This is a genomic window from Streptomyces sp. CB02058 (genome assembly GCF_001905505.1).
Taxonomy (GTDB): domain Bacteria; phylum Actinomycetota; class Actinomycetes; order Streptomycetales; family Streptomycetaceae; genus Streptomyces.
The window spans coordinates 347,115-363,331 of the sequence record NZ_LIPG01000002.1 but is presented as its reverse complement, the minus strand read 5'-3'; the positions used below and the strand labels follow the sequence as shown (position 1 = coordinate 363,331).

The 16,217-nt window shown below is 73.7% G+C and carries 11 protein-coding genes; 7 read left to right on the top strand and 4 right to left on the bottom strand.

What is annotated here, in order from left to right; genetic code table 11:
• The first annotated feature begins 117 nt into the window (after window positions 1-117).
• The 4 genes from AMK10_RS08890 to AMK10_RS08875 all read left to right on the top strand — a co-directional run bounded on the left by AMK10_RS08890 (window position 118) and on the right by AMK10_RS08875 (window position 5,642).
• Entirely contained in the window at window positions 118-3,279 is a 3,162-nt protein-coding gene (locus AMK10_RS08890; RefSeq protein WP_073746753.1) for an adenylate/guanylate cyclase domain-containing protein, read from the top strand.
• A 3-nt stretch (window positions 3,280-3,282) separates the two neighbouring features.
• Window positions 3,283-4,164, top strand: a complete 882-nt coding sequence (locus AMK10_RS08885) for a S8 family peptidase (protein WP_073746751.1) — start codon at window positions 3,283-3,285, stop codon at window positions 4,162-4,164.
• A gap of 4 nt (window positions 4,165-4,168) precedes the next feature.
• Window positions 4,169-4,744 carry a GAF domain-containing protein gene (locus tag AMK10_RS08880; RefSeq protein ID WP_073746749.1) on the top strand — a complete coding sequence of 192 codons (576 nt, stop codon included), beginning with the start codon at window positions 4,169-4,171 and terminating at the stop codon, window positions 4,742-4,744.
• 109 nt (window positions 4,745-4,853) lie between these two features.
• On the top strand, window positions 4,854-5,642 hold the full coding sequence (locus AMK10_RS08875) for a sugar phosphate isomerase/epimerase family protein (RefSeq protein ID WP_073746747.1): 789 nt from the start codon (window positions 4,854-4,856) through the stop codon (window positions 5,640-5,642).
• A 15-nt stretch (window positions 5,643-5,657) separates the two neighbouring features.
• Here the strand turns inward: AMK10_RS08875 and AMK10_RS08870 are convergent, their stop codons facing one another.
• The gene (locus AMK10_RS08870; RefSeq protein WP_073746745.1) at window positions 5,658-6,560 is read right to left on the bottom strand and encodes an EamA family transporter; all 903 of its coding nucleotides are present in this window, start codon (window positions 6,558-6,560) and stop codon (window positions 5,658-5,660) included.
• Between the two features lie 101 nt (window positions 6,561-6,661).
• Between AMK10_RS08870 and AMK10_RS08865 the strand changes: the two genes are divergently transcribed.
• From AMK10_RS08865 to AMK10_RS08855, 3 genes are all read left to right on the top strand, one after another.
• Complete coding sequence (locus tag AMK10_RS08865) at window positions 6,662-7,570, top strand: LysR family transcriptional regulator (RefSeq protein WP_073746743.1); 909 nt, start codon at window positions 6,662-6,664, stop codon at window positions 7,568-7,570.
• A 126-nt stretch (window positions 7,571-7,696) separates the two neighbouring features.
• A complete protein-coding gene (locus AMK10_RS08860) occupies window positions 7,697-9,553 on the top strand; it encodes a glycoside hydrolase family 3 protein (RefSeq protein ID WP_073746741.1) in 1,857 nt (618 codons plus the stop codon).
• 100 nt (window positions 9,554-9,653) lie between these two features.
• Window positions 9,654-10,271 (top strand): hypothetical protein, encoded by a 618-nt coding sequence (locus tag AMK10_RS08855; protein WP_073746739.1) that lies wholly within the window; start codon window positions 9,654-9,656, stop codon window positions 10,269-10,271.
• A gap of 66 nt (window positions 10,272-10,337) precedes the next feature.
• Here the strand turns inward: AMK10_RS08855 and AMK10_RS08850 are convergent, their stop codons facing one another.
• From AMK10_RS08850 to AMK10_RS08840, 3 genes are all read right to left on the bottom strand, one after another.
• Window positions 10,338-11,825 carry a S28 family serine protease gene (locus tag AMK10_RS08850; protein WP_073746737.1) on the bottom strand — a complete coding sequence of 496 codons (1,488 nt, stop codon included), beginning with the start codon at window positions 11,823-11,825 and terminating at the stop codon, window positions 10,338-10,340.
• 77 nt (window positions 11,826-11,902) lie between these two features.
• On the bottom strand, window positions 11,903-12,343 hold the full coding sequence (locus tag AMK10_RS08845; RefSeq protein ID WP_073746734.1) for a hypothetical protein: 441 nt from the start codon (window positions 12,341-12,343) through the stop codon (window positions 11,903-11,905).
• Between the two features lie 102 nt (window positions 12,344-12,445).
• Window positions 12,446-16,201 carry an ABC transporter ATP-binding protein gene (locus tag AMK10_RS08840; RefSeq protein WP_073746732.1) on the bottom strand — a complete coding sequence of 1,252 codons (3,756 nt, stop codon included), beginning with the start codon at window positions 16,199-16,201 and terminating at the stop codon, window positions 12,446-12,448.
• Window positions 16,202-16,217 lie beyond the last annotated feature (16 nt).

Sequence of the window (16,217 nt, the reverse complement as noted above, 5' to 3'; positions counted from 1 at the left end):
GCCGCGTCCGCGCGGCCGGCCGGTCCCGGGGGCCGGCCCCCGTGGGGGCAGGGCCGGTACGCACCGGCCCTGCCCGCCGGGCAGCGCAGCCCCGCCCCCCGCAGAGAAGGGATCGTCATGAACTGCCCCACGTGCCGCCAGGACCTGCCGGAGGACGCCAGGTTCTGCTCGTCCTGCGGGACGCCGTGCGCCGTCGCCACCACTCCCGGGGAGGACGAACGCAAGCCGGTCACGGTGCTCTTCTGCGACCTCGTCGGCTCCACCGCCCTGTCGGGCGTACTGGACCCGGAGACCCTGCGCACGGTGACGCTGCGGTACTTCGAGGCGATGAGCGCCCAGATCGTGGCGCGGGGCGGCACCCCGGAGAAGTTCATCGGCGACGCGGTGATGGCGGTCTTCGGTGTGCCGGTGGTCCGGGAGGACGACGCCCGGCGCGCGCTGGCCGCGGCGCTCGGCATGCGGGACGCGCTGGCCGCGCTCAACGAGGAACTGGAGGCCACGCTCGGCATCACGCTGGCGACCCGGATCGGCGTCAACACCGGGCAGGTGGTGGCCGGTGGTGACGCGACGGCCCGTCAGGCCCTGGTCTCGGGAGAGACCGTCAACATCGCCGCACGCCTGGAGCAGCACGCCGGCGCCGGTGAGATCCTCATCGGCCCGGACACCCTGCTCGCCGCCGGGCCCACGGTCTCCGCCGAGCCCACCGGCCCGCTCCGGCTGAAGGGCAAGCAGGACAGCGTGGAGGCCTACCGGCTGCTGGCCCTGGGCGCGGACGATCCGGCGCTGCTGCGCCGCTTCGACGTGCCCTTCGTCGGACGCGGCGCCGAGCAGGGGGCGCTGGACGCCGCCCTGTCGGGCACCGTGCACGAGGGGCGGGCCGCCCTGCTGCGCGTCACCGGGGAGCCCGGCATCGGCAAGACCCGGCTGATCCGGGAGTGGCTGGCACGGCGCTCGGCCTCGGGACTCCTCACCTACGGTGCGGGCCGGTGCCGCGCGCACGGCGACCAGGGCACGCTCACCCCCCTCGCCGACGCCCTGCGCGGCCTGCCGGACCTCGCCGGTGCCCCGGACCCGTCGGAGGCCCGCGTTCCCCGGTCCGGCACGGCGGCCGACGACGCGACGGCCCTGCTCCGCGCGGGCGTGCTGCGCGACGGGACGCCGAACGCCCCGTTCGAGGACCTGTGCGCCGCCCTGGCCACGACGCTGGGCCGGGCCGCCCGGAGACGGCCCTTCGTGCTGGTGCTCGACGACACGCACGAGGCGGCGCCCCTGCTGATGCGCACGCTGGAACGGCTGGCGGACGGCTCGGGGCCCGCCGGTGTGCTGATGGTCTGTGTGGGCCGCCCGGACGGGACGGCCGACGCCGAGGGCTGCCTCCAGCTGACGGGGCTGCCCCGCGAGGAGAGTGTCCGGCTCGCCGGGCTCCTGGCGGGGCTGGACGGCGGCGCCGGTCCGGTGGACGAGCGGCTCCTGTCGCGTGCGGAGGGCAACCCCCTCCATCTGGAGCAGCTGCTGGTGGGCGACGGGGCGGACAGGGTCGCCGCGGGCGGAGGGGACGCCGGGCTGCCTCCCACGCTCCAGGCCCTGCTCGGCGCCCGGATCGGGGCACTGGCCCGGACGGAGCGGACCGTGGTCGATCTCGCCGCCGTGGTCGGCCGCGAGTTCACCTCGGTGGAGCTCCTCCTGCTGGAGACGTCCGCGCGGCTGGCGGAGCGGCGGGGCCCCGCGGTGGTGGAGGTCTCCCCCGCCGAACGGGCGCACCAGCTGGGGCGCATCGAGGACGTCCTGGTGGCACTGACCGGGCGGCGCCTGGTGGAGCCGGCACCGGGGACGGGTCCGTCGGGCTACCGGTTCAGCAGCGGGCTGGTGCACGAGGTGACGTACGCGTCGCTGTCCAAGCGCGCCAAGGCGGACCGCCACGCCTGGGCGGCCGAACTGCCCAGGGTGCTGCGGGCCGGGGACGGCGCCGTCGGCGGCCATCTCGAACGCGCCTGCCGCTACCGGGCCGAGCTCGGGCTGCTCGACGACCGGACCGGGCAGCTGCGCGGCCGAGCGGCAGCCGCGCTGGGCCGCGCCGGGGCCCAGGCCGCCTCCCGGTCCGACCTCACCTGGGCGGACGACCTGCTGGAGCGGGCGGTCGAGCTGGACCCGCAGGACGCGGGCTCGGTCCGCAGGCTCGGGGAGGTCCGGGTGGCTCTGGGGCGGACCGCGAGCGGGGCCGGGCTGCTGCGCCGGGTGAGCGGCATGGACGCGGTGCCGGTGGAGTCCGCGCACGCCAGGCTCGCGCTCGCGGTGCTGGATCCCTCGGGCCCCGGCCCCGGGCTCACGGCCACGGCGCGGGAGGTGCTGCCGGTCTTCGAGGCGGCCGGTGACGCGGTCGGCCGGGCCCGGTCCCATCTGAGGCTCGCCCAGCACCTCCAGCAGGCCGGCCGGCACGAGGAGGCGGAACGCGACCAGGCGTGCGCCCTGGAACAGGCGGTCCTGGCGGGGGCCGAGCCGGAACGGGCCGGCGCTCTCGGGGCCATCGGCATCTCCCTGTGGCGCGGTCCGGTGCCGGCCCCGGAGGCGGTGGCCCGCTGCCGCGCGCTGCTGGCGGCGCACGGCGAGGGCCGCCCGACGGTCAGGCTCACCCTCAACTGCCCTCTGGCGGTGCTGTACGCGCTCCAGGACCGGCCCCGCGAGGCGCGGGCCTGCCTCGCCGAGGCCCGGGATCTCGCCGGGAAGCTGCGGTTCGCCGAGGCCGAGGTGTTCCTGCCGGTGTTCGGGGCCGCGGTGGAGGCGCTGCTCGGGCGCGGCGGCACGGCGCTGGAGCTGCTGGCCGGCGCCGACGAGGCGGCCCGGCGCGCCGACGCGGCGGGACTGCGGACCGCCGTGGCGCTGGACGCGGCCCGGATCGAGCTGGACGAGGGCCGGACCGGGCGGGCGGCGGCCTGGATCGCGGGCATGGGTGAGGCGTCGGAGCTGAGCCCCGCGGACGCCGTCGACCTGGACGGGCTCCGGGGCCGGCTGGCCGCCGCGGACGGGCGTCCGGCGGAGGCGTCCGGCCACGCGGACCGGGCCGTGCGGGCGTCGCTGCTCACCGACTCCCCGCTGGTCCGGGCGACGGCCGAACTGGACCGGGCCCGGACGTTGTTCGCGCTGGGGCGGCAGGCCTCCGCGCTGGTCTCGGCACGGGCGGCGCGGGAGCACTTCGTGAGCAAGGGGCATCTGCCTGGGGCCCGCAGGGCCGCCGGCTGTGTGCCGGACGAGGCCATGGTCACCACGACGGAGAGGAGCTGACCGATGGGAACCGTCGGAACAGGCACGGTGCCGGGGCGAGGGCTCACCTGGAGCCTGCGCGGGCGCGGCCCCGATGACGTACCGGTGCCCGCGGACGAGGGGCCGCCGGGCGGTCTGCCCGCGGAGCAGGCGACGGGGCACGGCGTGCGGGTGTGCGTGGTGGATTCGGGCGTGGAGCTCGACCACCCGCTGGTGGGCCCGGTGGAGAGTTCGTGGGTGGTGGTCAAGGACCCGGAGAGCGGGACGATCACGGTCGAGCCGACGGACACCGGCGACACCTGCGGGCACGGGACGGCCTGCGCGGGGATCATCCGCCGCACCGCCCCCGACTGCGAGATCCACAGCGTCCGGGTGCTCGGCGAGCGCTTCTCCGGCACCGGTGACGTCCTGATGGCGGGACTCCGGTGGGCCGTGGAGCAGCGCTTCGACGTGGTGAACCTGAGCCTGTCGACCACCCGGTCCCGCTTCGCCCCCGAGCTGCACGGGCTGGCCGACCAGGCCTACTTCGGCCGTACGGTGATCGTCGCGTCGGCGCACAACACCCCGGTGGAGAGCTTCCCCTGGCGGTTCGCGTCGGTGATCTCCGTGGGCAGCCACCAGGAGGACGACGAGCTGCACCTGTACAACCCGGAGCCGCCGGTGGAGTTCTTCGGGCCGGGGCAGAACGTGTCCGTGCCGTGGCTGGGCGGCACGACGATCCGCACCACCGGGAACAGCTTCGCCACCCCGTACGTCGCGGGGCTCTGTGCCCGTGTCCTGTCCGGGCACCCCAGGATGACGGCCTTTCAGCTCAAGAACGCCCTTTACCTGTCCGCGGCCAACGTGCACGCGGACCCGCGTCCCTCCACTGCGGCAGGAGATACCCGTGACGACTCCGAGAACTGACGCCATGCTCCCTCCGGCGTCCTTCCCCGTACCCGGCCCGGGTGACGCAGCCCGGCACGAGCTGCTCCAGTCGGTCGTCGACGTGGCGCGCGCCATCTTCGGGGCGGCGGCGAGCTCCGTCTGCCTGCTGGACGAGGAGGCGGACGAGCTGGTCTTCCAGGCGGTCTCCGGGGAGGGCGAGGAGTTCCTGGTGGGGCGCCGGTTCCCCGCGGGACGCGGCATCGCCGGCTGGGTGGCGACCTCGGGCGAGCCGATGATCGTCGACGACCTGAGCCGGAACACGTCCTTCGACCGCTCGCTGGCGGAGTCCACGGAGTACGTTCCGGACGCCTTGATGGCCGCCCCGCTGATCAGCGACGCGCGCGTCCTCGGGGTGCTGGAGGTGCTGGACCCCTCCCCGCAGGCCCGGTCGGACGTCCGCGAGCTGGACCTGCTGGCGATGTTCGCCCGGCAGGCGGCGGCCGCGCTGCGGGTGCTCGCCCCGCAGCGGGCGGACGCGCGGGTGCTGGAGGGCGAACGGCGCGAGGACGCGTTGCAGCTGCTCGGCAGCCTGGAGCGGCTCCTGCGGGGCACGGGCTGAGGGCCCGTACGCTGGGCGTCGCGCGGGAGTGACGGCCGGGTCCGTAGGGCAGGAGCCGGAGAGTGCCGGGCGGTTCCGCGCGCCGGCCCCCTGTGGAAGGACACACGACGTGAAGCTCGCTTTCTCGACCCTCGGAGTGCCGGGGCTGCCCATGGCGGACGTGGTGCGGCTCGCGGCCGGGAACGGGTACCAGGGGGTGGAGCTGCGCGCCCACCCCGAGGAGCCGGTCCACCCCGGCCTGAGCCCGCTCGAACGGGCCGCCGTGGCGGAGGAGTTCAAGCGCGGCGGGGTCGAGATCCTGACCGTCGCCGGGTATGTGAGGGTCGCTGCCCCGGGGGATGACGAGCCGGTGCTCGCCGGGCTGGCGGAGCTGGTGGAGCTGGCCCGCGATCTCGGCGCGTCCTACGTCCGGGTGTTCCCCGGCGCCGGGGACCAGGACCCCGCCGAGGCCGACGCGGCCGCCGCCCGGCGGCTGGGGGCGGCGGCCCCGCACGCCGCCGACCTGGGCGTGCGCATCCTGCTGGAGACCCATGACTCGCACCGGGCGGGGGCCGACGTGGCGCGGGTCGTCGGGACCGTCGGGCACGCGCAGATCGGCGCGATCTGGGACGTCATGCACACCTGGCTGGCGGGCGAGGACCCGGCGGCCACCCATGCGGTGCTGGCCCCGCACCTCGGATACGTACAGGTCAAGGACATCGCCTCGGCCGAGGAGACCACGCCGCTGGCCCTCGGCGCCGGGGTGCTGCCGCTGAAGGCGTGCCTGGACACCCCGGCCTCCGACGGCTGGGTCTGCTGGGAGTACGAGAAGCGCTGGCACCCCGGTGCGGCCGAGCTGCCGGAGCTGCTGGCCGCGGGGCGGGAGCACCTGCTGCGGCTCGGCGCGCCGAAGCAGTAGGTCAGGAGCAGTAGGTCAGACCAGCGCCTCCTCGGCCTCGGGCCGCTGCTGGACGGGGGCGCGGCGGGGCCTCGCGAGCGAGGTCAACGCCACCCCGCCGACCAGCAGCGCCGCCGCGCACCAGCGCAGGGGGCTGATGGACTCGCCCAGGAAGAGGGCCGCGGAGGACATCCCGAACACGGGCACGAGCAGGGTGAACGGGGCCACGGACGACGCCGGGTGATGGCGCAGGAGGAAGCCCCATGCCCCGAAGCCGAAAACGGTGGTGATCCAGGCGACGTAGACGATGATGCCGACGCCGCTCCAGTCGAGCGACGACAGGGCCTCGGCGTCCCGGTCCCAGCCCTCGAGGAGCAGGGAGAGGCCGAGGAGCGGCAGCACGGGCACGGTCGACACCCAGACCATGAAGTTGAGGGAGTCGGGCGGGGCGGCCTTGCGGGTCAGGACGTTCGACACCCCCCAGCAGGCCGCCGCCGCGACGACCAGGACGAAGGCGAGGACGGGCCCGCCCGCCCCTTCGTCCACGGCGGCCACGCCGATGCCCGCGAGGGCCACCGCCATCCCCAGCACCCTGGTCCTGCCCGGTCGTTCACCGAGCGCGAGCGCCGCGAACAGGGCGGTGAAGACGGCCTGGACCTGGAGGACGAGGGAGGAGAGCCCGGCGGGCATCCCCCGGTCCATCCCGATGAAGAGCAGCCCGAACTTGGCGACCCCGAGGACCAGCCCCACGGCGATGATCCACTTCCAGGCGACGGTGGGCCGCCCCACGAGGAGGACGGCGGGGAGCGCGGCGACGAGGAAGCGCAGGGCGGAGAAGAGCAGGGGCGGGAAGTGGGCGAGACCCAGCTCGATGACGACGAAGTTCACACCCCAGACGGCGGCGACCAGGGCCGCCAGGGCGATGTGGAGGGGACGCATGGACCGAGCATCGGATGCCGGGACCATGTAGCACCAGCGCGGATTTCTTCATGGTTGGATTGAGCACTGCTAACGCTTCCCCTGCTCGCCCGGAGGTCCCGGTGCTCGACCTGTCCCGGCTGCGCGCCCTGCACGCCGTCTCCGTCCACGGTTCCGTCGCGGGCGCGGCGGCCGCTCTCGGCTACACGGCGTCTGCGGTCTCCCAGCAGATCACCAAGCTGGAGCGGGAGACCCGCACGACGCTGCTGGAGCGGCGGGGACGCGGAGTGGCGCTCACCGAGGAGGCCCTGCACCTCGCGGAGACCGCGCAGCAGCTGCTGGCGATCGTCGAGCGGGCCGAGACGACGCTCGAGGAACGCAGGGGCCTCCCGGCCGGCCGGCTGTCCATCGGCGCGTTCGCCTCGGCGGCGCGCGGTCTGCTGCCCGGGGTACTGGCGGAGCTGCGGCGCGAGCACCCGTCGCTGGACGCCAGGCTGACCGAGGTCGATCCGCACCTCTCGGTCGATCTGGTGGCGAAGGGCGTGATCGATCTCGCGGTGGCCCACGACTGGGACATCTCGCCGCTTCCCGCTCCGGAGGGTGTGGCGCAGGCGGTGATCGGTGACGACCGGTGCGATCTGCTGGTCGCGGAGGGGCACCCGCTCGCCGGCCGGGACGCGGTGCGCAGGGAGGAGCTGGCCGGGGAGCGCTGGATCTGCCAGCCGCCCGGCACGGTGTGCCACGACTGGCTCGTAAGGACGCTGCGGACGGCGGGGTACGAGCCCGACATCCGCCACCAGGCGGAGGAGAACCACACCCAGCTGGCCCTGGTCGCGGCCGGGCTCGGGGTGGCGATGATCCCCCGGCTGGGCCGGGGCCCGCTGCCGGCCGGGGTGGTCGCGGTGCGGCTGGACCCCGTCCCGGTGCGGAGGCTGTACGCCCTGTGGCGCACGGAGGCGGCGCGGCGGCCCGCGATCATCGCGGCGGTGTCGGTGCTGCGCGGCCGGGGTGCGGGGGCCGGACTGTCCTGAGCCGGGCGAACCCGCCCATGCCCCCGCGTGTCACACCCCTTCCCGGGCCGCCCCCCTTGACTGGTAGTTACTTTCCATATATCCGTACCTTCTTGGAAGTTTCTTTCAGCACCGGAAGGGGCTCACGTGCACAACCGCACCTCCAGACGCACCCTCCTCACCGCCACCGCAGCAACCGCCGCAGCCGCGGCGACCGGCGCCGTCGCCCTTCCCGGGACGGCACGGGCAGCCGCGTCCGGCGTCTCACCGGACAGTGGCCTCAAGCGGCTCATCGCCCGGATGAGCCTGGAGGAGAAGGTCGGCCAGCTCTTCGTGATGCGGGTGTACGGCCACTCCGCCACCGAGCCCGACCAGGCGGACATCGATGCCAACCTCGCCGAGATCGGGGTACGCGACGCCGCCGAGCTGATCTCCACGTACCACGTCGGCGGCATCATCTACTTCGCCTGGGCGCACAACACCCGCGACCCGCACCAGATCGCCGATCTCTCCAACGGCATCCAGCGGGCCGGACTCGCGGGGCCGACCCCGCTGCCGCTCCTCGTCTCCACGGACCAGGAGCACGGCATCGTGTGCCGCGTCGGCGAACCCGCGACGCTGCTGCCGGGCGCGATGGCCCTGGGCGCGGGCGGCTCCCGCTCCGACGCGCGCACGGCGGGCCGGATCGCCGGGACCGAGCTGGCGGCGCTGGGCATCAACCAGAACTACGCGCCGGACGCGGACGTCAACGTCAACCCGGCCAACCCCGTCATCGGCGTACGCTCCTTCGGTTCCGACCCCGACTCCGTGGCCGGTCTGGTCGCCGCGCAGGTGAAGGGTTATCAGAGCGCGGGGATCGCCGCCACGGCCAAGCACTTCCCCGGCCACGGCGACACCAGCACCGACAGCCACACCGGCCTGCCGGTGATCCACCACACCCGCGAGCAGTGGTCCGAGCTGGACGCCCCGCCGTTCCGGGCCGCCGTCGCCGCCGGCATCGACTCGATCATGACGGCGCACATCGTGGTGCCCGCCCTGGACCCGTCCGAGGACCCGGCCACCCTGTCCCGCCCGATCCTCACCGGCATCCTGCGCGAGGAGCTCGGCTACGACGGCGTGGTGGTCACCGACGCGCTGGGGATGGAGGGCGTCCGCACGAAGTACGGCGACGAGCGCGTCCCCGTCCTCGCGCTGCTCGCCGGGGTCGACCAGCTGCTGAACCCGCCGGACCTCAAGGTCGCCTGGACCGCCGTCCTGAACGCCGTGAAGAGCGGCGAGATCAGCGAGGCCCGCATCGAGGAATCGATCCTGCGCATCCTGCGGCTGAAGGCGAAGCTCGGGCTGTTCCGCGATCCCTACGTCACCCACCGGGGCGTCGACCGCACCGTCGGCATCCCCTCCCATCTCGCCGCCGCCGACCGGATCGCCGAGCGGACGACCACGCTGCTCGCCAACACCGGCGCGCTGCTGCCCCTCTCGCGCCGCTCCCACAAGAACCTCCTGGTGGTGGGCGCCGATCCCGCGTCCCCCTCCGGCACGACCGGCCCCCCGACGACCACCCTCGCCGGGGCCTTCGTGGAGCTGGGCTTCGCGGCGACCGCGCTGTCCACCGGCACGGCTCCGACCCAGGCGAAGATCGCCGAGGCGGTGGCCGCGGCGCAGGGCAAGGACGCCGTGGTCGTGGGCACGTACAACGTCTCGGCGACCAGCTCCCAGCGCACCCTGGTCAGCGCGCTGGCGGCGACCGGGGTCCCGGTGATCACCGTGGCGATCCGCAATCCGTACGACATCGCCCAGCTGGCGGGGACCGGCTTCACCGCCGCCCTCGCCACGTACTCCTGGACGGATGTCGAACTCCGGGCCGCCGCCCGGGTGATCGCGGGGCGGGCCGAGCCCGAGGGCAGGCTGCCGGTACCGGTGCAGCGCGCGGACGCTCCCGCGCAGGCGCTGTACCCGGTCGGCTACGGACTGTCGTACAGGAGGTACGCCACACCCACGGCCTGACCACCCCGAAGAGCTAAAAACACCCCGTGCACCTGGCGTGTGCCCGCCCCGGCGGGTCACGCTGGGTGCACGTCCTCAGGGGCGTGTACGGGGGGCAGCCATGGAGAAGCGCCGTGTCGGGGCAGTGCTGCGCGTCCTGCTGCCCGTCGCCGCCGCGCTGACCCTGACGGCCTGCCGGCACCCCGTGGGCACCCCGAGCACACCCGCGACCGGGTCGGGGGACGGCTCGGCGCCTTCGGGCTACGGGGTGGAGTTCCTGGGGCCGGCCGACTGCAGCTCGCGCGGCGAGGCGTTCCGCGAGGTGTCGTGCGGCAGCGAGAAGGCGGCGGCGCGGGTGCTCGCCCGTCACACGGGCGCCCCTTCGGCCGGACCGCCCTGCCCGCCGACGACCGACTTCGTCCTGCACATCTCGCGGGGCGGCCCCTCCCCCGGCGACCCCGGCGGGCAGCCGCGCGGATACGCCTGCATGCGCAATCTGGAGTCCCCGCATCCGGGCGATCCCGGGCAGGGCGGGGGTCCGCTGACGGTCGTCGGGGACTGTGTCCACGGCTTCCGCGAGGGCGAGGTCAGGGAGACCGCCTGCGACGGATCGGGCCGGCGGCCACCGGAGTTCGAGATCACCTCGGCGGTGGCCCGGCGCGCGCTCTGCCCGGACACGACGGACCTGTATGTGCGGCTGGGCGGGGACAGACCGGTGGGCTGCGCCCGCCGGATGTGAACAACACCCCACGCGCACAGCCCACTTCGGTCCGTCCGGAGCCGGCCCGGCCCGGACGCAGGCTCCCTAGGGACGCAGGGTGCCCTGCTCGCGCCGGAGTTCGGCGTCCCTCACGTCGAGGCGCTTGTCGAACTTCGCGAGCGGCTTCGCCTGCGTGGGATCGGCCTGGACGGCCGCGGGCGCGACCCCGGCCCAGCGCAGGATGGCCGCGGTGGCCCGGGCCTTCTCGTCGGCGACGAGACCGGCGACCTTGGAGCCGTGGTTGCCGCCCGGCACGGTGTAGACGTAGCTGTCACGTGCGCCCCTGCCGAGGCGGAAGGGCTCCGCGCCCCACGGGTCGTTCTCGCCGTAGACGTACAGCATGCGGGTGGCGTTGTGCCGGACCCAGCTGTCGACGTCGCGCATCGCGGAGGGCTGGAACTTCATCGGGATGGAGCGCGGCACGAAGTTACGCGGCGGCTGGTAGCCGTAGCGGCTGAGGCCGCCGAGCCAGGGCTGCTCGATGTCGGGCGATCCCAGCTGGGTGCCCGCCTGGTAGTAGTACGGCGTGTAGGTGTTCAGGCCCTGGTCGGCGTAGGCGGAGAAGCCCGAGATGCCGTCGACGGAGTCCCAGATCTCCTGGTCGGTGGCGTTCGGGGCGTCGGCCGGGACGGAGTCGCAGTCGGCGAGGAGGCTGTACTGCCAGTACGCCCAGACGTAGTCCATGACGACGGCCTCGTAGGCCTTGTCGAGCGTGCCGACGGTGTTGAAGGTGAGGCCGTTCTCGGCGGCGTACGCCTCGTACTTCTTCTCCAGCGGCTCCCGGCGGACGAGGGCCTCGCGCTGGACGCCGTTCAGCCGGTCGCGGCACTCCTTCGTCCCGACGTTCTCGAAGAACCGGTCGTACGCCGAGTCCTCCGTGTTGTTCACGTCGTTGGGCGCGACGTAGGCGACGACGCCGTCCATGTCCTTCGGGTAGAAGCGCTCGAAGTAGGTGGCCGTCATGCCGCCCTTCGAGCCGCCGGTGGAGAGCCAGTTCTGGGAGTAGATCTTCCTCAGCGCGGTGAAGACGCGGTGCTGGTCGCTGGCGGCCTGCCAGATGTCGAGCTTCGACCAGTCGGCGGGCGCCGGGCGGGACGGAGTGAAGAAACGGTACTCCAGGGAGACCTGGTTGCCGTCGACGATCTGCGTCGGCTCACTGCGGCTGGGGTTGGTGGAGACGTTGTAGCCGCTGGTGAAGAAGACCGTCGGCCGGCTCGTGTCCTTGTGCAGCAGGGTGACGCGCTGCTGGAACGTGCCCTTGGACGGGTGCTTGTGATCCACCGGCTGGGTGTAGTTGAGGACGAAGTAGCGGTAGCCGGGATACGGCTTCTCCTCGATCAGGCTCATTCCCGGGATGGCCAGGATGCGGTCCTTGATGTCCTCGGTGCCGCTCTCGTTGCTGCTGCTGGTCGAGCCGCTGTTCTGCTTCGCGGCCGGTTCCGCGGCGGTGGCCGCACCGGCCGAGGCCCCGGTCGCACTCACTGTGCCGATGAGCACCGCGAGCGACAGAACGCCTCTGAGCGCCTTGCGCATGCACCCTCCCCTTGATTCACGACAGTCGCCGTGAACCTAGCGGGGGCAACACCTGCCACGCCAGACCCAGTTGCACCTCAGCACAGGATCCATCCGGTGGAGGCGGAGGAGCCGCCGACGGAACCGGACGCGCGGACGCACCGGTTGAGGGCGTGCACCTTGACCGGCCCGGCCAGCTGGGTGAACCTGCCGCTGTCGACGACCGCGCTTCCCCCGCGCGGCTGGAGCGACACCCGCATCGGCCGGCGCTGGCCCGGCTTTCCGGCGACGGCGACGGCGCACGCGTAGGCGCGGGTCTCGTAGACGCGCAGCGAGCCGGTGGAGAAGGCCACCGTCTTGGCCAGCCGCCCGGAGCAGCCCGAGGCGGCCTGCGCGGAGGGCGTTCCGGCGGGCCCCAGGACCAGGCCGAGGGCTCCGAGCAGCGGGAGGACGACGAGCGCCGCTCCCGCGCGCCGTCCGCCGGCCCACAGCCGCCCCGTCCGTCTCCTGGACCTCACCGGTCCCGTCGCGCCGTCCATACCGCCCACTCCGCCCGCCTCATCGAACACACTGGCCCACTTCAGACACACGTACGCATGGGTGTACGACGCGAGAAGGGGCCCCTGAGGTTGCGGACGGGCTCAGACTCCTGCCGGGGCGCCTTCCCCTATGCCCTCGTCGAGGCCCTCCCCTATGAAGGTCCGCCACAGTCGCGCGTAGGCGCCCTCCCTGGCCAGCAGCTCGTCGTGCGTGCCGTCCTCGGCGACCCTGCCCCGGTCCATCACCACGACCCGGTCCGCGCGGGCGGCCGTCGTCAGCCGGTGGGCCACCACCAGCGTGGTGCGCCGCCCCACCAGCCGGTCGGTGGCCTGGTTGACCTGGGCCTCACTGGCGAGGTCGAGGGAGGCGGTCGCCTCGTCGAGCAGCAGGATGTCCGGGTCGACCAGCTCGGCGCGGGCGAGCGCGATCAGCTGGCGCTGGCCCGCCGAGAGGTTGCGCCCGCGCTCGGCGACCTCGTGGAGGTAGCCGTCCTCCAGCGTCGCGATCATGTCGTGCGCGCCGACCGCCCTGGCCGCCGCCTCCACCTGGGCGTCCGTGGCCTCCGGCTGTCCGTAGGCGATGGCGTCGCGGACCGTCCCCTCGAAGAGGTACGCCTCCTGGGGCACGACTCCGAGCCGGTGCCGGTACGCCGTCCTGTCGAGGCGGCGCAGGTCCGTGCCGTCCGCCGTGACCCGTCCGCTCGTCGGGTCGTAGAACCGGGCGACGAGCTTGACCAGCGTGGACTTGCCCGCCCCCGTCTCGCCGACGAAGGCGACCGTCTGACCGGCCGGAATGCGCAGATCGATGCCGGTGAGGGCCTCCTCCTCGCCCGCGTACGCGAACGACACGTCCTCGAAGGCGATCTCGCCGCGCAGCGAGGTCACGTCCAGCGGCTCGTCGTGATCGGCCGTGGAGGTCGGCTCCCGCAGGAGCTCCTGGATGCGGCCGAGGGAGACGCTGGCCTGCTGGTAGCCGTCGAAGACCTGGGAGAGCTGCTGCACGGGCGCGAAGAACAGGTCGATGTAGAGGAGGTAGGCGACCAGTGCGCCCGTGGTCAGCGTGCCGTCGTCGACGCGCCCCGCGCCGACGATCAGCACGGCGGCGGCCGCGACCGAGGCGAGCAGCTGCACGAAGGGGAAGTAGACGGAGATCAGCCACTGCCCGCGCACCCTGGCCTGGCGGTAGTGGTCGCTGCGCTCACCGAAGCGCTCGGCGCCGTCGTGCTCGCGGCGGAAGGCCTGCACGATCCGCAGTCCGGCGACGGACTCCTGGAGGTCGGCGTTGACGACGCTGATGCGCTCACGGGCGAGCTCGTACGCCTTGACGCTCTTGCGGCGGAAGAAGAACGTGCCGACGATCAGCAGCGGCAGCGTGGCGAAGACGACCAGGGCCAGCTGGACGTCGAGGACGAGCAGCACGACCGTGATGCCGAAGAAGGTGACGACGGAGACGAAGGCCGTGACCAGGCCGGTCTGGAGGAACGTCGAGAGCGCGTCGACGTCCGTCGTCATCCTGGTCATGATGCGGCCGGTCAGCTCGCGTTCGTAGTAGTCGAGGCCGAGCCGCTGGAGCTGCGCGAAGATCTTCAGGCGCAGGGAGTACAGCACGCGCTCACCGGTGCGGCCCGTCATCCGGGTCTCGCCGATCTGGGCCGCCCACTGCACGAGGACGGCGAGCAGGCCGAGGCCGGCCGCCGCCCAGACCGCGCCGAGCGCCATCTTCGTGACGCCGTCGTCGATGCCGTGCCGGATCAGCACGGGCAGCAGCAGGCCCATGCCCGCGTCGACGGCGACCAGCCCGAGGCTCACCAGCAGCGCGGCCCCGAAGCCGTGCAGCAGCCTGCGCAGCCCGTAGGACTGCTCCGGGCGCACCGCGCTCGCCTCGTCGATGGCCGGGACGTCCGTGGCGGGCGGCAGCGCGTCGACCTGGGCGAGGAGCTCGGGCGTGGCGGGCATGCCCGCGGCGGCCCTGTCGCGCGGCTGCTCCTTGCGGATCCACAGCTCGGGGGTGACACCGCGCTCGGCGTCGAACTCGGCGTCCAGCTCCTCCTGGAGCGCGCGGTCGTCCTCGGGCGCCGGGGCCGCCGCCGGCCGGTGGCCCGGGGAGGTGCCGCCCATCTCGTCCGGGTCGGTCAGCAGCCTGCGGTACAGCGCGGAGCGGCGCTCCAGCTCCGCGTGCGTGCCGATGTCGGCGAGCCGCCCCTGGTCGAGGACCGCGATGCGGTCGGCGAGGCCGAGGGTGGAGCGGCGGTGGGCTATCAGCAGGGTGGTGCGGCCCTCCATGACCTGGGCCAGGACCTCGTGGATCTCGTGCTCGACCCGGGCGTCGACGGCCGAGGTCGCGTCGTCCAGGAGCAGCAGGCGCGGGTCGGTGAGGATGGCGCGGGCCAGGGCGACGCGCTGGCGCTGGCCGCCGGAGAGGGTGAGGCCGTGTTCCCCGACCTTGGTGTCGTACCCCTCGGGCAGCTCGGAGATGAAGCCGTGCGCCTGGGCGGCGCGGGCGGCCCGCTCGATCTGCTCCTGGCCGGCGCCGGGGCATCCGTACGCGATGTTGGCGCCGACCGACTCGGAGAAGAGGAAGCTGTCCTCCGGTACGAGCCCGATGGCGGCCCGCAGCGAATCCTGGGTCAGCTCCCGGACGTCGTGGCCGCCGACCAGGACCGCACCGTGCGACACGTCGTAGAAGCGGGGGAGCAGGAGCGAGACGGTGGACTTGCCGCTGCCGGAGGCGCCGACGACGGCCACGGTCTCGCCGGGCTCGATGGTGAGGGAGAAGCCGTCCAGGACGGGGCGGTCGTCGGCGTAGCCGAAGCGGACGTCGTCGAACTCGACGCTCGCGGGGGCGTCGGCGGGCAGCTCCTTGGTGCCGTCCTTCATGGACGGCTCGGTGTCGATGAGCTCCAGGACGCGCTCCACACCGGCCCTGGCCTGCTGGCCGACGGTGAGGACCATGGCGAGCATCCGGACCGGGCCGACGAGCTGGGCGAGGTAGGTGGAGAAGGCGACGAACGTGCCGAGGGTGATCTCGCCCCGGGTGGCGAGCCAGCCGCCGAGGGCGAGCATGGCGACCTGGCCGAGCGCGGGGACGGCCTGGAGCGCCGGGGTGTAGCGGGAGTTCAGCCGGATGGTGCGCAGCCGGCCCGCGAAGAGCCTGCGGCTGACCTCGCGGAGCTTGCCCGTCTCCTGCTCCTCCTGGCCGAAGCCCTTGACGACGCGGACGCCGGAGACGGCCCCGTCGACGACTCCGGCGACGGCCGCGGCCTGGCTCTGGGCGTACCAGGTGGCGGGGAAGAGCCGGGCCTTGGAGCGGCGGGCGATGAACCAGAGGGCGGGGGCGACGGCGAGGGCGATGAGGGTCAGGGGCAGCGAGAGCCACGCCATGATCACCAGGGAGATGAGGAAGAGCAGGATGTTCCCGATGGTCATCGGGAGCATGAAGAGGAGGCCCTGGATCAGCTGGAGGTCGCTGGTGGCACGGCCGACGACCTGACCGGTGGAGAGCTCGTCCTGCCGCTTCCCGTCGAGCCGGGTGAGGGTGCCGTACATCTCGGTCCGCAGATCGTGCTGTACGTCGAGTGCGAGCCGGCCGCCGTAGTAGCGGCGGATGAAGGTGGCGGCGTAGACGAGGACGGCCGCGCCGATCAGCAGACCGGTCCAGACGCCGAGGGAGCGGGTGTGGCTCCCCACGACGTCGTCGATGATCACCTTGGTGATGAGCGGGACGAGGGCCATCACGGCCATGCCGGCGAGCGAGGAACCCAGGGCGAGCACGACATTGCGGCGGTAGCGCCACGCGTATCCGCTCAGCCGCCGGCCCCAGCCCTGTTTCTCCCCGCTCCGCTTCTCCGCGCCCGCCACCCGTGCCTCCTGGTCT